11 protein-coding genes and 1 tRNA gene are annotated in these 13,822 nt (G+C 51.8%); 6 read left to right on the forward strand and 6 right to left on the reverse strand.

The features are described from left to right. Positions 1-96: 96 nt before the first annotated feature. Positions 97-801: a hypothetical protein gene (locus P40081_RS11855; protein WP_156118589.1), complete on the reverse strand. Its 705-nt coding sequence runs from the start codon at positions 799-801 to the stop codon at positions 97-99. A gap of 150 nt (positions 802-951) precedes the next feature. Beyond that, the gene (locus P40081_RS11860) at positions 952-2,667 is read right to left on the reverse strand and encodes an ABC transporter ATP-binding protein (protein WP_042135633.1); all 1,716 of its coding nucleotides are present in this window, start codon (positions 2,665-2,667) and stop codon (positions 952-954) included. Positions 2,668-2,887: 220 nt separating this feature from the next. On the opposite strand from P40081_RS11860, the gene P40081_RS39310 reads away from it, so the two are divergent. The 4 genes from P40081_RS39310 (at position 2,888) to P40081_RS11875 (ending at position 7,601) form a co-directional block, all read left to right on the forward strand. Continuing rightward, positions 2,888-2,992, forward strand: coding sequence for a YjcZ family sporulation protein (locus P40081_RS39310; RefSeq protein ID WP_231575333.1), 105 nt, complete (start codon positions 2,888-2,890; stop codon positions 2,990-2,992). 240 nt (positions 2,993-3,232) lie between these two features. After that, the gene (locus P40081_RS11865; RefSeq protein ID WP_042135635.1) at positions 3,233-4,465 is read left to right on the forward strand and encodes a CynX/NimT family MFS transporter; all 1,233 of its coding nucleotides are present in this window, start codon (positions 3,233-3,235) and stop codon (positions 4,463-4,465) included. 401 nt (positions 4,466-4,866) lie between these two features. Beyond that, the gene (locus P40081_RS11870; protein WP_042135636.1) at positions 4,867-5,889 is read left to right on the forward strand and encodes an ABC transporter substrate-binding protein; all 1,023 of its coding nucleotides are present in this window, start codon (positions 4,867-4,869) and stop codon (positions 5,887-5,889) included. 110 nt (positions 5,890-5,999) lie between these two features. Beyond that, on the forward strand, positions 6,000-7,601 hold the full coding sequence (locus tag P40081_RS11875) for a helix-turn-helix domain-containing protein (protein ID WP_052421784.1): 1,602 nt from the start codon (positions 6,000-6,002) through the stop codon (positions 7,599-7,601). Between the two features lie 6 nt (positions 7,602-7,607). Here P40081_RS11875 and P40081_RS11880 read toward each other — a convergent pair whose 3' ends face one another. The 3 genes from P40081_RS11880 to P40081_RS11890 are packed head-to-tail and all read right to left on the reverse strand — an operon-like array spanning position 7,608 to position 9,951. Then, the gene (locus P40081_RS11880) at positions 7,608-8,858 is read right to left on the reverse strand and encodes an MFS transporter (RefSeq protein WP_052421785.1); all 1,251 of its coding nucleotides are present in this window, start codon (positions 8,856-8,858) and stop codon (positions 7,608-7,610) included. After that, complete coding sequence (locus P40081_RS11885; protein ID WP_042135638.1) at positions 8,855-9,487, reverse strand: LysE family translocator; 633 nt, start codon at positions 9,485-9,487, stop codon at positions 8,855-8,857. The genes P40081_RS11880 and P40081_RS11885 overlap by 4 nt, the downstream gene beginning before the upstream one ends. Further along, positions 9,484-9,951 carry an Lrp/AsnC family transcriptional regulator gene (locus P40081_RS11890; RefSeq protein WP_042135639.1) on the reverse strand — a complete coding sequence of 156 codons (468 nt, stop codon included), beginning with the start codon at positions 9,949-9,951 and terminating at the stop codon, positions 9,484-9,486. Before P40081_RS11890 ends, P40081_RS11885 begins: the two co-directional genes overlap by 4 nt. Positions 9,952-10,165: 214 nt before the next feature. On the opposite strand from P40081_RS11890, the gene P40081_RS11895 reads away from it, so the two are divergent. Next, a tRNA-Leu gene (locus P40081_RS11895) sits at positions 10,166-10,249 on the forward strand. Positions 10,250-11,359: 1,110 nt separating this feature from the next. On the opposite strand, the gene P40081_RS11900 is transcribed toward P40081_RS11895, so the two are convergent. Then, a complete protein-coding gene (locus P40081_RS11900; protein ID WP_042135640.1) occupies positions 11,360-12,814 on the reverse strand; it encodes an MDR family MFS transporter in 1,455 nt (484 codons plus the stop codon). A 264-nt stretch (positions 12,815-13,078) separates the two neighbouring features. Between P40081_RS11900 and P40081_RS11905 the strand changes: the two genes are divergently transcribed. Next, positions 13,079-13,756 carry a TetR/AcrR family transcriptional regulator C-terminal domain-containing protein gene (locus P40081_RS11905; RefSeq protein WP_042135641.1) on the forward strand — a complete coding sequence of 226 codons (678 nt, stop codon included), beginning with the start codon at positions 13,079-13,081 and terminating at the stop codon, positions 13,754-13,756. Positions 13,757-13,822: the final 66 nt, after the last annotated feature.

Genomic DNA, 13,822 nt, shown 5'->3' on the forward strand with positions numbered 1-13,822 from the left:
AACACTTAACGCTGATGAGCAGATGCCAATCTTAAACGAACAAACTGGGGCATAGGTAACCTTGCGGTTTGGTTGATTGTACTTTATACGCCGTTTCTAAGGTTGTATTAAACTTCGGATTTCGTCGCCGACAATTCTGGTATCCCAAGGCGAAAAGAACACATTGACACCATCATCAACAAGAGAAAAGGAGAAGGCAAACGGCCCGCCGGTATATAGGACTACCTGATAATATTCCGGATCACCGTCCTTATTCTGAGGGCTGTAATTTTGTGTGTTTTTTCCGCTTTCCAGCAGGTGGATGAAGCGTTTGGTTTCATCATCGGTTAGAGTTTTGTAAGGCTTCACATCATCCTGATGATATAGTTCAACCCGCTCTATATTGTGTTTAATGACGTCGTTATATCGCTGCTGCAGGTTATTGGAGTAATCATCCTCCACATATAAACGGAATCCGCCGATGCGTGTTTCATCTTTAGCGGCAATAACTTCGTCTGTCTTAAAGCCTTCAACGCGGTATAGTTTTGTTCCTTTTTCCAAAAAGGCTGCATCGCCATCCTTCGTCTGGTAATGAGGATTAGTAACGACATCCGCGACTTTAAAGTCCACTTTACCAACAGTCTCAGTGGTGACTTGATCCGGATTCTTAATCACGTTTTCCCAAGATCCGGTGTAGGAATGTCCATTCAACTTTAGGAAATCCACCCAATCAATTGCAGAGCCGCCCTTAATCCGAGTACTACTCGAGCAGCCGCATAGGACTATAACAGCCGTTAGCAATATGAGTATTTTTATTTTCATCCTAAGACCCCCGCCTTTCTTTAGTTGCATTACATATACTAATTGACGAAACTGTTCACGGGAGGTTGCGGGAATGAGGCCCGTGAACGAAAAAAACCTTGCGAAGTGCAGCCCGCAGGCCGCATCTCGCAAGGTTTTTAATGTGTACTCCTAAGCATTATACTGCGCCTGATACAGGCGGCTATAAGTGCCTCCGGCGCCCACCAGATCCTCATGGCGGCCTTCCTCGGAGATGCCGTCCTCGCTGACCACGATAATCCGGTCGGCATTCTTGATCGTTGTCAGGCGATGGGCGATGACAAGGGTTGTGCGGCCCACGGACAGGTCAGCCAGTGACTGCTGAATCGCCGCTTCGGTCTCGGTGTCGAGGGCCGAGGTGGCTTCGTCCAGAATCAGAATCGGCGGATTCTTGAGGAACATGCGGGCGATCGCCAGGCGCTGCTTCTGTCCGCCGGACAGCTTGACGCCGCGTTCCCCGATAACGGTATCCATCCCGTTCGGCAGGCTGTTGATCAGTTCTTCCAGGTGAGCTTGACGTGCTGCCTGCCAGATCTCCGGCAGCTCTGCATCCAGCTTACCGTAAGCGATATTCTCACGGATCGTGCCGGAGAAGAGGAACACATCCTGCTGCACGATCCCGATCTGCTTCCGCAGCGAGGTGAGCTTCATATCGCGGATATCGATCCCGTCGATGGAGATGGCTCCGCCGGTCACATCATAGAAGCGGGGAAGCAGGCTGCAGATCGTTGTTTTGCCGGCACCGGAAGGTCCGACGAAGGCGATAGTCTCACCTGCATTAACCTTCAGGCTAATATCCGCCAGCACTGTACGGTCCGCTTCATAGCCGAAGCTAACATTGCTGAAGCTAATATCCCCGCGGAGTGAGCCTACTTCTACAGCATCCGGCTTGTCCGCGATATCAGGCTCGGTATCAATCACTTCAAGATAACGCTTGAACCCGGCAATCCCCTTCGGATAGCTCTCGATGACGGAGTTGATTTTCTCAATCGGGCGGAAGAAGACGTTGGCCAGCAGGATGAAAGCGACAAATTCCCCGATCTCTAGCTCTCCCTGGATGAAGAACCAGGCACCGCAGACCATCACCACAATGGTAATCAGACGGGTCATCATATAGCTGACCGACGAGCTTTTGGCCATCAGCTTATAAGCCATCAGCTTGGTCTGGCGGAATTTCTGGTTGTCCACAGCGAACAGCTCTTTCTCATATTCTTCATTGGCAAAAGACTGAACCACGCGAATCCCGCCGACATTGTCCTCGATCCGGGCATTAAAGTTACCCACATTGCCGAACAGACGATGGTAAGTTTCCGTCATATTGCGGCCGAAATGGATGATGACCCAGGCCATAACCGGCACGATGATGAAGGTGATTACAGCCAGCTGGAGATTGATATCCGCCATCAGAATAAATGCACCGATCAGTGTCATGACAGCGATGAACACATCCTCCGGCCCGTGATGGGCCACTTCGCCGATATCGTTCAGGTCATTGGTAATTCTGCCGAGCAGATGACCTGTTTTGTTATTATCAAAGAAGCGGAAGGACAGCTTCTGAATATGATCGAACATTTTTTTGCGCATATTGGTCTCAATGTTAATGCCCAGCATGTGCCCCCAGTAAGTGACAACATAGTTCATTGCCGTATTCAGCGCGTAAATTCCGAGCAAGACCACACAGGCAATCAGAATCAGCGGCCAGTCCTGACCCGGCAGCAGATCATCAATGAATTTATTGACCGCTACGGGAAAAGCAAGCTCCAGCAGACCGGCACCTACCGCACAGGTGAAGTCGAGGATAAACAGCTTCTTATAAGGGCGGTAATAGGAGAAAAAACGACGCAGCATCTCTTGTTCACTCTTTTCTATAGTGTGTTATGTATCTGGTTATTGAGATTGATTCTCAAGTGAACCTTATTCTTAGGATACTAAAGAGGGTTACATGATTTGTCAACGGTAAGATGTTTAAAATTACATGTAATTCATCTGATTTATTACCGTTTCACCCAGTCGTGAAAGGCTATTTCCACATATTTTAACTGTATTCAAGTATAAAGGAGGAGTTAACATGAGCGAAAATGTTGGGGGATACGGCGGAGTATTCACTTCCACTGGCGCGATTCTGGTTCTGTTCATCCTGCTCGTAATCATCTCTAAATCTCTCTGGGTATAATGTAGCTTCACCTTAAGTGTACTGCCGCCGGTCGCTGCGACCGGCGGTTATTCCTGCTGCAGACGATGTTCAGACGTATTGTCAACCCTCGGAACTAACTTAAATTTGTGCAACCTCCAGCGTAAAGAGATATAATGGCGACATGTGCCATGGATCTGAAAGTCTACTACATACAGCAGCTTTATTCCCTGACAAGCCCCCGGCTTGACGGGTGTTTTGCTGCGGCCTTGGAGGAACAACATGAAATTCAGCCGTCAAAAAAGCAACATAGCGGAGCCAGGCTTGTCCGCGCATGATTCAAATACCACCAGCCGGTGGATGCTCATCACCGGTATTATTTGTGTCGCAGCTGCGCTGCGTGCCCCGTTCACTTCAGTCGGACCTCTGCTGGAGATGATCCGTGATGACCTGGGATTGTCTAATACCCTGGCTGGAGCGATCACGACCTTGCCGTTACTGGCCTTTGCGCTACTATCTCCATTCGCCCCACAGCTAGCCCGCAAAGTTGGACTTGCCAATATCCTGATGCTGGGTATGCTTACGCTGTCAATGGGGATTCTCGTCCGTTCAGCTTCCGGAACGGTTACCTTGTTTGCGGGTACGGCAATGATTGGCCTGTCCATTGCCGTCTGCAATGTGCTGCTGCCGGGACTGATCAAGGGGAAATTCCCGCACCGCATCGGCCTGATGACCGGAATCTACACGGTCTCCATGAATATATGTGCAGCTGCTGCTTCAGGAATCAGTGTTCCTTTGGCCTCACATGCGGGGCTTGGATGGAGGGGAACCCTGGCTTTGTGGTTTATCATCTCTGCGCTGGCTACCCTGCTCTGGATTCCGCAGATGAAGAGCCTTAGCCCAAGCAGTACAGGCGCCGTGCGGTCTTCGGCTGTGCGCGTATGGCGCTCCCCGCTCGCCTGGCAGGTTACATTGTTCATGGGGCTGCAGTCTTTGCTCTACTATGTCCTGATCGCCTGGTTTTCGGTTATTCTCGGGGAGCGGGGAATGTCCTCCAGCCATGCGGGATGGATTCTCTCACTGATGCAGCTGGCACAGCTGCCGTTTACATTCTTTGTACCGCTCTGGGCCGGACGGATGAAGAACCAGCGTCTGCTGGTAGTTATTACTTCTATCCTGTTTATCATTGGCATCCTTGGAATTTGGCTGGGCAGCACGGAGCTGATGGCGGTATGGGCGGTATGCATTGGAATCGGCGGGGGATTCGCTTTTGGACTGGCGATGATGTTCTTCAGCCTGCGCACCCGGACTACGCAGGAAGCCAGTGAGCTGTCGGGCATGGCCCAGTCTGCCGGTTATCTGCTGGCCGCGATGGGACCTGCACTGTTCGGTCTGCTGCATGATGCTACGAACAGCTGGAACACACCGCTGGCACTGCTGGCAGCAGCAAGCGTGCTCTTGTTCGCGGCAGGAATGGGAGCCGGACGCGACAGATACGTTGGTGACAGGGGATAGCGGATTATAATGAACACGGATATATTTATTATTTTCATGGATTACCTCACACATTCCATTTACAAACGGATGGTATATTAAGGATATCCTCAACTTGTATGTGCTATATATGTTTATGAACTATGGACTCCGCCGCTTGCTGGCGGGGTCAATTTTTTTGATAACTATAAGAATTTATATGTTTCACAGGATCACTTATCCTTCTATTTCTCGCTGAAACGTTACCGTCCTTAGAAAAGAACGGCTGCCGTATCCAATTACAGCTAAATTCAATACGCTTAGTTTGTATAAGATTTTGGCAGAGAAAGTGCATTGAAAGCTGATCAGGACATGCTACTATTGTCATTAAGATTACATGAGAATGATAATCAATGAAAACAGACATAGGAGTGAAGAGAGAAATGACAAACCGGGGCCGGAAGTTTATCTGGACAATCGTACTTATGCTGGCAATGTCCGCTTTGGCGGCTTGCGGGACTGCTAACAAGGCTGCGGAGGGCAACGCTGTCCAAGCAGGGAATGCAGCGGAAGAGGCAGCAGCAGCCAGTGCAACTCCTACAGAGAGCAGCAATAATGCCTCAGAAGAAGGAGCGACCCGTACGATTACCGGAGAATTCGGAGATGTAGAAATTCCCGTAAATCCTAAGCGGGTGGCGGGGATCTATGTAGAAGATTATCTGAAGGCACTAGGCGTTACTCCAGTGGTGCAGTGGTATCATCCAAGCTGGGGCAAGCAGGATTATCTGAATCTGGATGTGCCTGAATTCGATATTAGCGGCAGTATGGAAGCGTTGCTCGACAAAAATCCCGATCTGATCATTACCGATGGCGGTGCAGATGCCGCTAAGTATGAACAATATTCCATGGTGGCGCCAACCTACCGTCTGCCGGAGAGCGTGCTGCAGGATTCAAGGCTAATGCTCACAGCGATTGCCGATGCGCTGGGTATTCCGGAGAAGGGTGAGGCTGTACTTGCTGAGTATGACCAGAAGGTAGCCGATGGTAAAGCCAAGCTGCAGCAGGCTCTGGGACAGGAAAAGGTAGCTGTAATCCGGCTTAATGTCGCGGACAAAACCTTTGCTCTTTTTGGAGTCAAAAACCGCTTTACCGGTGTGCTCTATGATCAATTCGGTCTGACACCTGTCCCGATGGCCGCTGAGATGACGGAATATCAGTCCATTATTTCCGAAGAAGTGATACCAGCGCTTGAAGCGGATCACATCATTGTATTCCCTGACAACGGAGACTGGGATACTGCGGCTAATCAGGAGGCGATTCAGATTCTCGATGGCCCTCTGTGGAAGAACCTGCCTGCGGTGAAGAACGGGAACATCTACAGAATGGAACGTTCCCACTGGCAATCCGGTGCAATCACGGCAAATACGATGAAGCTCGACGATCTGCTGAAGGTAATGGTGAAATAACATAATTTTGATGAAGCAAGTGAAAAGAAGGTCTATCAGCACAGTTGATAGATCTTCTTTTTTGTTTTACACTGAGTTGGTGATAATGATTCTCAATAAGGAGGGGTGGAATGGCGGATCTAGTACAGGAAAATACCGGAAGAAGGCTATTCTATAGCCTGATTAACATAGAAACCGTTGCCCAGTCCCCGTCTGGAAATGAACCGACAGATGTGTACAAGGAACATACATTAATTATAGTTTCGGAAGGGCAGGGCTGGCTCAAAGCGGATGACAGGCAATATCCCTTGGAGAAAGGTGCCGCATTTCTGATAGAGGCCGGATCACTAAACAGAATCCGGGCCGGAGAGCGGGGGCTGAGCTTTTACCGGATTGGCTTTGAGGTTATTCATACCGGAGGCAGCAAACCTGACGGAGTAGAAAGGAAGTCTGGAGATGGCATGCTCCGGCCAGGATTCCTTAACTGCAGACCTTATTCGCAGTGTGTACTGCTGCTGGATTCCATTTATCTTAGCCGCAGGAGTGCCGAGGATATTGAATGGTTTGCGGCTCAGACCCGTTTTCAGGAGCTCCTGCTGCTGATCATGCGGGCGAATTCTCCGGCGATGAAGACCAGGGATGATCATGAGGCGGTGGAGCGTTCGATCCGCTATATGGAGGACCATTTCAATGAAGCCTTATCTGTCGACCAGCTGGCTGAGCTTGCAGGGATTGGCCGTGCGCGTTATACTCAGCTTTTTAGAGAGATTACCGGTCAGATTCCCTTGGAGTACTTGAATGGACTGCGTATTGAACGGGCACAGCAGCAGCTGCTGCTGACCAGGGACCGCCTGCATGATGTTGCACTGGCTGTCGGCTACAGCAATGAGTACTATTTCAACCGCCGCTTCAAAGGAACAGTTGGTGTAACTCCCGGCCAATACAGGAGCCTTCATCAGGAGGGAGTCCGCGTATTTGCCCCTTTTCTGGAGGATTATCTGCTGGCATTGGGGATTACTCCGGTGGTGCAATATTGTCATGCCCAGTGGGGGAAGCAGGAGTATCTGGGTCTTGATCAGGTTCCTGCCTTTGATATTTCGAGCGGAGACTGGCAAGGACTCTCCCGGTATATGCCCGAGCTGATTATACTGGATGACGGCTTTCAGCGCTGGCAGCTGGGGGAATGCCGCCAGGTGGCCCCGCTGCTCCGGCTTCCGTTCCATCAGGAGGACTGGCGGGCAACGCTCCGCTCCGCAGCTGCTGTCTTCGGCAGAACGGAACGGGTGCAGGAAGTTATCGGCCATTATGAGCAGCAGGCCCGGCAGGCCAAGCGGATGCTCAGCCGCAGCATCCGGGGACAGACGGTAGCGTTACTGCGGATTTCCGCTTATGGAGTTGCTCTGTATGGCTGTGATGAGCTGGGATATTCAGCAAGCGTTCTGCATGAGGATCTGGGGCTCCAGCGGCATGGATTTGTCAGCAGGCTTACCCGGGGACAGAAGCGTGTGAACCTGAGCCGTGAAGAATTGTCTGAGCTGACCGCAGATCATCTGTTTATAACGTTTGACAAGCAGGAAGGTGAAAGCCGGGAGCTGCTCGATACACAGCTATGGAGAAGCCTGCCCGCTGTGCGCAACCGCTGTGTATACGAGGTTGATTTCATGGCCTGGATGAATTATGGTGTGCTGTCCCATCAGCGTAAAATCGAGGATGTGCTGAAGGTACTGGCGTAGGCACAGTCACAATCTGCGGATTGGTGAAGCAACAGCAATAAGCACCTCGATCAGTTTGGCGGCGGCGGCCAGCAGAAATACTGCACCGGGGGCCAATGCACCGCTCATCCAGCCGCCGAGTAATGCACCGGCCGGCATAGCCGTGCGGGTGACGACTCTGGAGAAGCTCAGCACTCTGCCGAGCAGCTCGGGCGGAACCTGCTCCTGGCGGATGGAAGCGGACAAGACGGACCAGGAGGTGTTGCAGGCAGCGACCAGGCCGAAGCCGATTCCCGGCGCCAGCCAGGAGGCATTGAAGCCGGCCAGTACAAATCCGCAGGTTCCGGCCAGCAGCAGCACCGGAATCAGGCGGCCGCGCCTGAAATGCCGGTCGAGATAAATAACTGCAAGGCTCCCGGCGACTCCTCCGGCAGCGAGCAAGGTATAAGTCATGCCCATTTGACCTGTAGTTAAATGAAGATTGATAATCAGGTAGTAGGTCAGGGTGGCATACGCTGCACTGTAGCCGAAGTTGCCGATGGCTGTCTGTAATGATAGGGCCAATTGGACCGGGCTGCGGATCAGCCAGAGGAAGCCCTGGGACATTTCGGCGGCAAAAGCAGGCTTGGCGCTGCGTGTCCGTGCGGGTTCCTGCGGAAGCCGGTACAGAACGCAGAGAATGACCGCGAAGGAGGCGACATCCAGCCACAGGATGGAAGTAATGCTCATAAGCGAGGCCAACCCTCCCGCGACCGCCGGTCCGAGCATATCGGCCAGCTGGCCTGCTGTCTGAACTCCGGCATTCCCCCGGGTAAGATTCTTCCCGGACAGCGCCGGAATGAGGGTTACAACCGCTATATCATAACCTGTTGATACAATGGATAAGAGCAGAGAAATGACGTACAGATGCCAAATGGCGAGCAGTCCGTAATGTGCCAGTATAGGAATGAGGGCAATGAGCCCCATTCGGATCAGATCTGCGCAGAGCATCAGCCGCTTGCGATTGAACCGGTCGAGGATCACTCCGGCAAAAGGGGCGAACAGTATGACCGGCAGCACACTGACGGCAAACAGCGAGCTCATTACCAGCACAGACCCGGACAGCCTGTAGGAGAGCAGCGGCAGACAAAAGGTGTATATGGCGTCTCCGATTCTGGAAATGAAATATCCGGCCAGGAAATGCACCAGCTGGAGCGGGCTGTGCGGCCGGGAGTGACGCTGTTGTTCTTGCGGCAAAGCAGAGGCTGGATTAGCAGAGGAACCGCGGGCGGTCTTCATAACAATTGCCCCCAATAAGTGGACAATACGGTGAAGCTGCCGTATAAGCTGAACAGAACCAGTATGATTGCGGTGCCCAGGCTCAGGAACCGGCTGAAGCTGCCGGACAGCCTGCCCCTGATAAGGGCGATTAGGCCGGATAACAGCAGCCACCAGGCGAAGGAGCCCAGAGCAATACCTGCCGGAAGAAACAGGGAGGCGCTGATTGACTGGCCCAGGGAAGCGGCAAGCGCCATGAAGGACAGAAGTGTTGCCGGATTGGCTAGTGTCAACAGGCAGGCGGAGGACAGGCTGTAGATATTTCCGTTGCGCACGGCTGCTGTTACCGGTTCTGCCTTGGCCGGACCCGGCCATATCGCCTTCAGCCCCAGGTAGCCGAGAAACAGGCTGCCTAGCAGACGAAGCGGAAGGGCGTAGGTGGTGGTGAAATCATTCACAACCCGGAAGCTGGCAACGGTCACCAGCGCATAGAAGGCGTCAGCGAGCGCTATTCCGGCGCCCGTGGCGAGACCGGCAGTGAAGCCGGACTTCAGTGTACGGTTCATGCACAGCAGAGACATCGGGCCGACAGGAGCGGCAATAATGAAGCCGAAGCTGAGACCGCTTAACATGGCCAGCCATATATTCATCGTGTGCGTTCTGCCGGGGGCAGCGGTACATGCGGAGTTTCTTTGACCGTTCCGAGGATAATCGTAGTGCGGGTCCGCACGATACCCGGCAGGCCTTTGATCTCATCGCTGATGATCCTGTCCAGATCCCTTGTTCCCCGGCAGCGCAGCTTCAGGATGTAATCATCATCCCCGGCAGTGTGATGGCATTCCTGAACCTCCGGCAGCTTCATCACGAGTTCTATGAAGCCTTGCCGGTGTTCCGGCCGCTCCAGCGATACGGCAATCAGTGCAGCCAATCCGTAACCGGCAGATTCCGCGTCGATCAGCGCCGTATATCCGGTAATGACACCTTGCTCTTCCAGCCGCCGAACCCTGTCTGCAGTGGCAGGAGAAGAAAGGCCCAGCAGTCCGGCAAGCTCGGACCAGGTGATCCTGCCGTTATTCATTATTGCTGAGATGATCTTGTAATCTAAAGAATCCATGTTATTCCTCCTTATATTATTAATCCATATGAGGAATATACATTATAATAATAAGTATTTCAATAATATTCCATGCATATTATTTGCGGGTCATTGAGTGGATAGCAGGACTTTCATAGTGCTGTAATAATCACCAATAAATAATGCTTGCAATTTATATTTAAAGAGAGTATATTCTTAATTACGGTGATTGAATCACTGAACTACATAATATGCGGTCATGGCGGAATTGGCAGACGCGCTGGCTTCAGGTGCCAGTGATAGCAATATCGTGGAGGTTCGAGTCCTCTTGACCGCATCCGTTTTACAAATATGGCTCGTAATTGCTCAGGCAATTACGAGCCATTTTGATTTTTGAGCTAATGGGTGGAATGTAGGCTGGAAAGAGGCTAGGTGGGTGAATGAGGGGCAGAAGTGCCCCTAATTTGCCGGAATTGGGCGGCAAACGGAAATGAGGGGTAAAAGTGCCCCTGAATTTGCCGGAATTGGGCGGCAAACGGAAATGAGGGGTAAAAGTGCGCCTGAATTCGCCGAAAGTAGGCGTTGTGGGGAAATCAGGGGATGAAGTTCCCTCTGAGTCCACCAAAAGTAGCCAGATGAGCGGGATGTATGCGAAAAACCGAATACAATGCACCAGCGATAGGGCAGATGAGCCGGATGTATGCGAAAAACCGAATACAATGCACCAGCGATAGGGCAGATGAGCCGGATGTATGCGAAAAACCGAATACAATGTACCAGCGATAGGGCAAATGAGCCGGATGTATGCGAAAAACCGAATACAATCGGAGCAATGCACCAGCGATAGGGCAGATGAGCCGAATGTATGCGAAAAACCGAAGACAATGCACCAATGTTAGGGCAGATGGGTCGGATGTATGCGAAAAACCGAGTACAATGCACCAGCGATAGGGCAGATGGGCCGGATGTATGCGAAAAACCGAATATAATGCACCAACGCTAGGGCAGATGGGCCGAATGTATGCGGAAAACCGAATACAATGCACCAATGTTAGGGCAGATGGGCCGGATGTATGCGAAAAACCGAATACAATGCACCAGCGATAGGTCAGATGGGACGAATGTATGCGAAAAACCGAAGACAATGCACCAATGTTAGGGCAGATGGGCCGGATGTATGCGAAAAACCGAAGACAATGCACCAATTATAGGACTGATGTGGGCGGGATGAGAAACGTGAAGCCGCAAAAGATGCTACCCGGTAAGGGGAGCATCTTTTTTTGCGTGATATGCGTGATATGCGTGATATGCGTGATATGCGTGATATGCGTGATATGCGTGATATGCGTGATACACGTGATGTGCGCTATGTGAGGCGAATCCGGATGCACTTACAACTTCATGCCGATCAACTTGCGTAGCGCGATGGCCTCTTTAAATACCTTATTCACTGCCCGCTTCCGTGCTCCTGCTTCCGCAGGAACAGACTCAATACAACCCCGCAAAGTGCCAGACTCAGCGGAAGCAGGAAGGTGTCGCGGAACCCTGCAACCATCGCTGCAGTATGGGCATAAGCTGAAGCGGAGCTGGCCTGGCTCATGTGCTCAGCGATGTTGGAAGACAATAGACCGGAGATGATGGCAATGGCGAAGGAGCCGACAATCTGCTGGGCGGAGGTGGTCAGCGGGGTTACCCGGCTGATCAGGTCTTTGGGTGCCGACTTGAGTACATGGGTGCCGAGCTGCATGGTGGTGAGACCCTGGCCCAGTCCCAGAAGGGCGAAGGATCCAATCATCGCATAGATCGTCGTATCGCTGTCCAGCCGTGACAGAAGAACGAGTGCAGCCGAGAGCAGCACAAGACCGGAGAACACAGGAATCCGTGCTCCGTATTTGTCAAGAAGTCTGCCCCCAGCCATAACGCCGGCGAAGCTGACCAGCGCCTGCGGGATGATCATCATCCCGGACTCCAAGGAGGAGAAGCCTCTAACCTGCTGGAGGTATAAGGGAATGAGCAGTATCGAACCGAATAACGCAATCTGATTAATCCAGACCAGAATAATGCCTTTGGTGAACTCGAAGGAACGGAAGGAGCGCAGCTCAAGCAGTGGCTCCTTCTGACGAAGCTCTACAATAACAAACAGAGACAGAGCAACTAAGCCGAAGGCGAGCGGCAGCAATGTATAGAAGTCTGTCCAACCCTCCGCGCCACCTCTGTGCACTCCGAAGACGAGACTGGAGAAGGCCAGCGGGGACAGGATCATTCCCCAAATGTCCAACTTGGCGGAGGCTCCTTTGTCGGAGACCGGAAGATACTTCATCCCTAAATAGATTGCGATCAGGCCGATAGGCAGATTGATCAGGAAAATCCAATGCCAGCTCACATATTCAAGCAGCCATCCGGATAACACGGGGCCGAGCAGCGGAGCGATCAGCATGGGCATGGCGAGGAAGCCCATCAGCTCGCCTCTCCGCTCAGGCGGGGCGATTTTGAAGGATAAGGCCATGCCGATAGGAGCCACCATGCCGCCGCCAAGACCCTGCATAATCCGGAAAACAATCAGCTGAGCCGGGGACTGGGCCGCTGCACACAGCAGGGAGCCGACAGTGAACAATAGAATAGATACAAGAAAAACACGCTTAGCGGTAAATCTGTCCGAGAACCACCCTGCGAGCGGAATGATCATGGAGGTAGCCAGCGTGTAGCCGGTAATCGCCCATTGGATGGTCTTTAGGCTGGTGTGAAATACATTCTCCAGCTCAGGTATGGCCACATTCATAATGGTATTGTCCAGCATAACCAGCAGCATTCCGGCAATGAGCGAGAAGAGTACAGGGATAAGCGGTTTGATCGAAAAAGGCTTGCCGCCTTGCAGGGCGGCTTCTGTTGCGGATGGATTCATTGCAGTACACGTCCTCTTAAAATTAATATGGGTCATCCTGCGAAGCTTGAATAATGATCGGAAAGCAGCTGACCCCTCCGGCCGGTAAGGATCTCTGCACCCTCAATCTAACGGTGTGAGATTAATATAGCACTGCCTTTTTTAACTGTAAAGGAAAATATCTAACGCTGTAAGTTTATTCTGCCGCATGAATTATCTAACGATGGTAGACCCTGTTTGCAGGATCGCTTAGAATAGAAACAGCTTGTACTCGGGAGGGCTCGTATGAGAATCAAAAATCTGCAAATTACCGAACCAAATATCATCAAGGCAGCCTGGGAGCTGCTTGACCAAATAGGCATTGAGGATTTCAGTATGAGGAAGCTGGCGGATCTGCTGCATATCCAGGCCCCTTCGCTGTATTGGCATTTCAAAAGCAAGCAGAGCCTGTTTCAGACGCTCGCCAATGAGGTGGCGAAAGAGGCCCTGCAGTCTGCTAAGCTCGAAGGAGAGTGGGAAGAGCAGCTGTTTCAATGTGCATCGATGATCCGCAGCGTAATGATTAAGTATCCGTGTTCCGCCCAGCTGTTAATGAGAACGGTACCTTCCGAGCCGGACTATCTGGCCTTAATCAACTCGCTTCTGCAGATCGTGGATCATCATCCCGTCAGCGACAGCGACAAGTTTTCCTCGATTGCCTGCCTGCTGAACTATGTGATTGCTTTTGAACTCGATAAATATGAGCAACGCAGAGTCGATACAGCCATGAAGAAGGAAGCGGAGGGCGCAGCGCAGGGAATGTTTATGGATTCGCTTGCACATCTGTCCGGAGAAGGACCGAACGTGGTGCAGCGTATGCACCATAATGGCTTATTCCGCGAGCTGGGTTCGGATAACATGTTCCGTACAGGCCTGAAAATAATCATTGCAGGAATCTCACAGCTGGCCCAGCAGCAGGCGTAAGCCATAGTTTGCTGCTCCATCCAGCTTCTTGAAGAAACGACAGCCCTCATTAGGACGGCATTACCG

Origin of the sequence: Paenibacillus sp. FSL P4-0081, from assembly GCF_000758565.1 — a bacterium.
GTDB classification, from domain to species: Bacteria; Bacillota; Bacilli; order Paenibacillales; family Paenibacillaceae; genus Paenibacillus_AQ; species Paenibacillus_AQ phytohabitans.

Bases quoted from the DNA above. Each gene is read 5' to 3' on its own strand.
- P40081_RS11855 (WP_156118589.1), bottom strand. From the start codon at position 801: ATGAAAATAAAAATACTCATATTGCTAACGGCTGTTATAGTCCTATGC.
- P40081_RS11860 (WP_042135633.1), bottom strand. From the start codon at position 2,667: ATGCTGCGTCGTTTTTTCTCCTATTACCGCCCTTATAAGAAGCTGTTT.
- P40081_RS39310 (WP_231575333.1), top strand. From the start codon at position 2,888: ATGAGCGAAAATGTTGGGGGATACGGCGGAGTATTCACTTCCACTGGC.
- P40081_RS11865 (WP_042135635.1), top strand. From the start codon at position 3,233: ATGAAATTCAGCCGTCAAAAAAGCAACATAGCGGAGCCAGGCTTGTCC.
- P40081_RS11870 (WP_042135636.1), top strand. From the start codon at position 4,867: ATGACAAACCGGGGCCGGAAGTTTATCTGGACAATCGTACTTATGCTG.
- P40081_RS11875 (WP_052421784.1), top strand. From the start codon at position 6,000: ATGGCGGATCTAGTACAGGAAAATACCGGAAGAAGGCTATTCTATAGC.
- P40081_RS11880 (WP_052421785.1), bottom strand. From the start codon at position 8,858: ATGAAGACCGCCCGCGGTTCCTCTGCTAATCCAGCCTCTGCTTTGCCG.
- P40081_RS11885 (WP_042135638.1), bottom strand. From the start codon at position 9,487: ATGAATATATGGCTGGCCATGTTAAGCGGTCTCAGCTTCGGCTTCATT.
- P40081_RS11890 (WP_042135639.1), bottom strand. From the start codon at position 9,951: ATGGATTCTTTAGATTACAAGATCATCTCAGCAATAATGAATAACGGC.
- P40081_RS11900 (WP_042135640.1), bottom strand. From the start codon at position 12,814: ATGAATCCATCCGCAACAGAAGCCGCCCTGCAAGGCGGCAAGCCTTTT.
- P40081_RS11905 (WP_042135641.1), top strand. From the start codon at position 13,079: ATGAGAATCAAAAATCTGCAAATTACCGAACCAAATATCATCAAGGCA.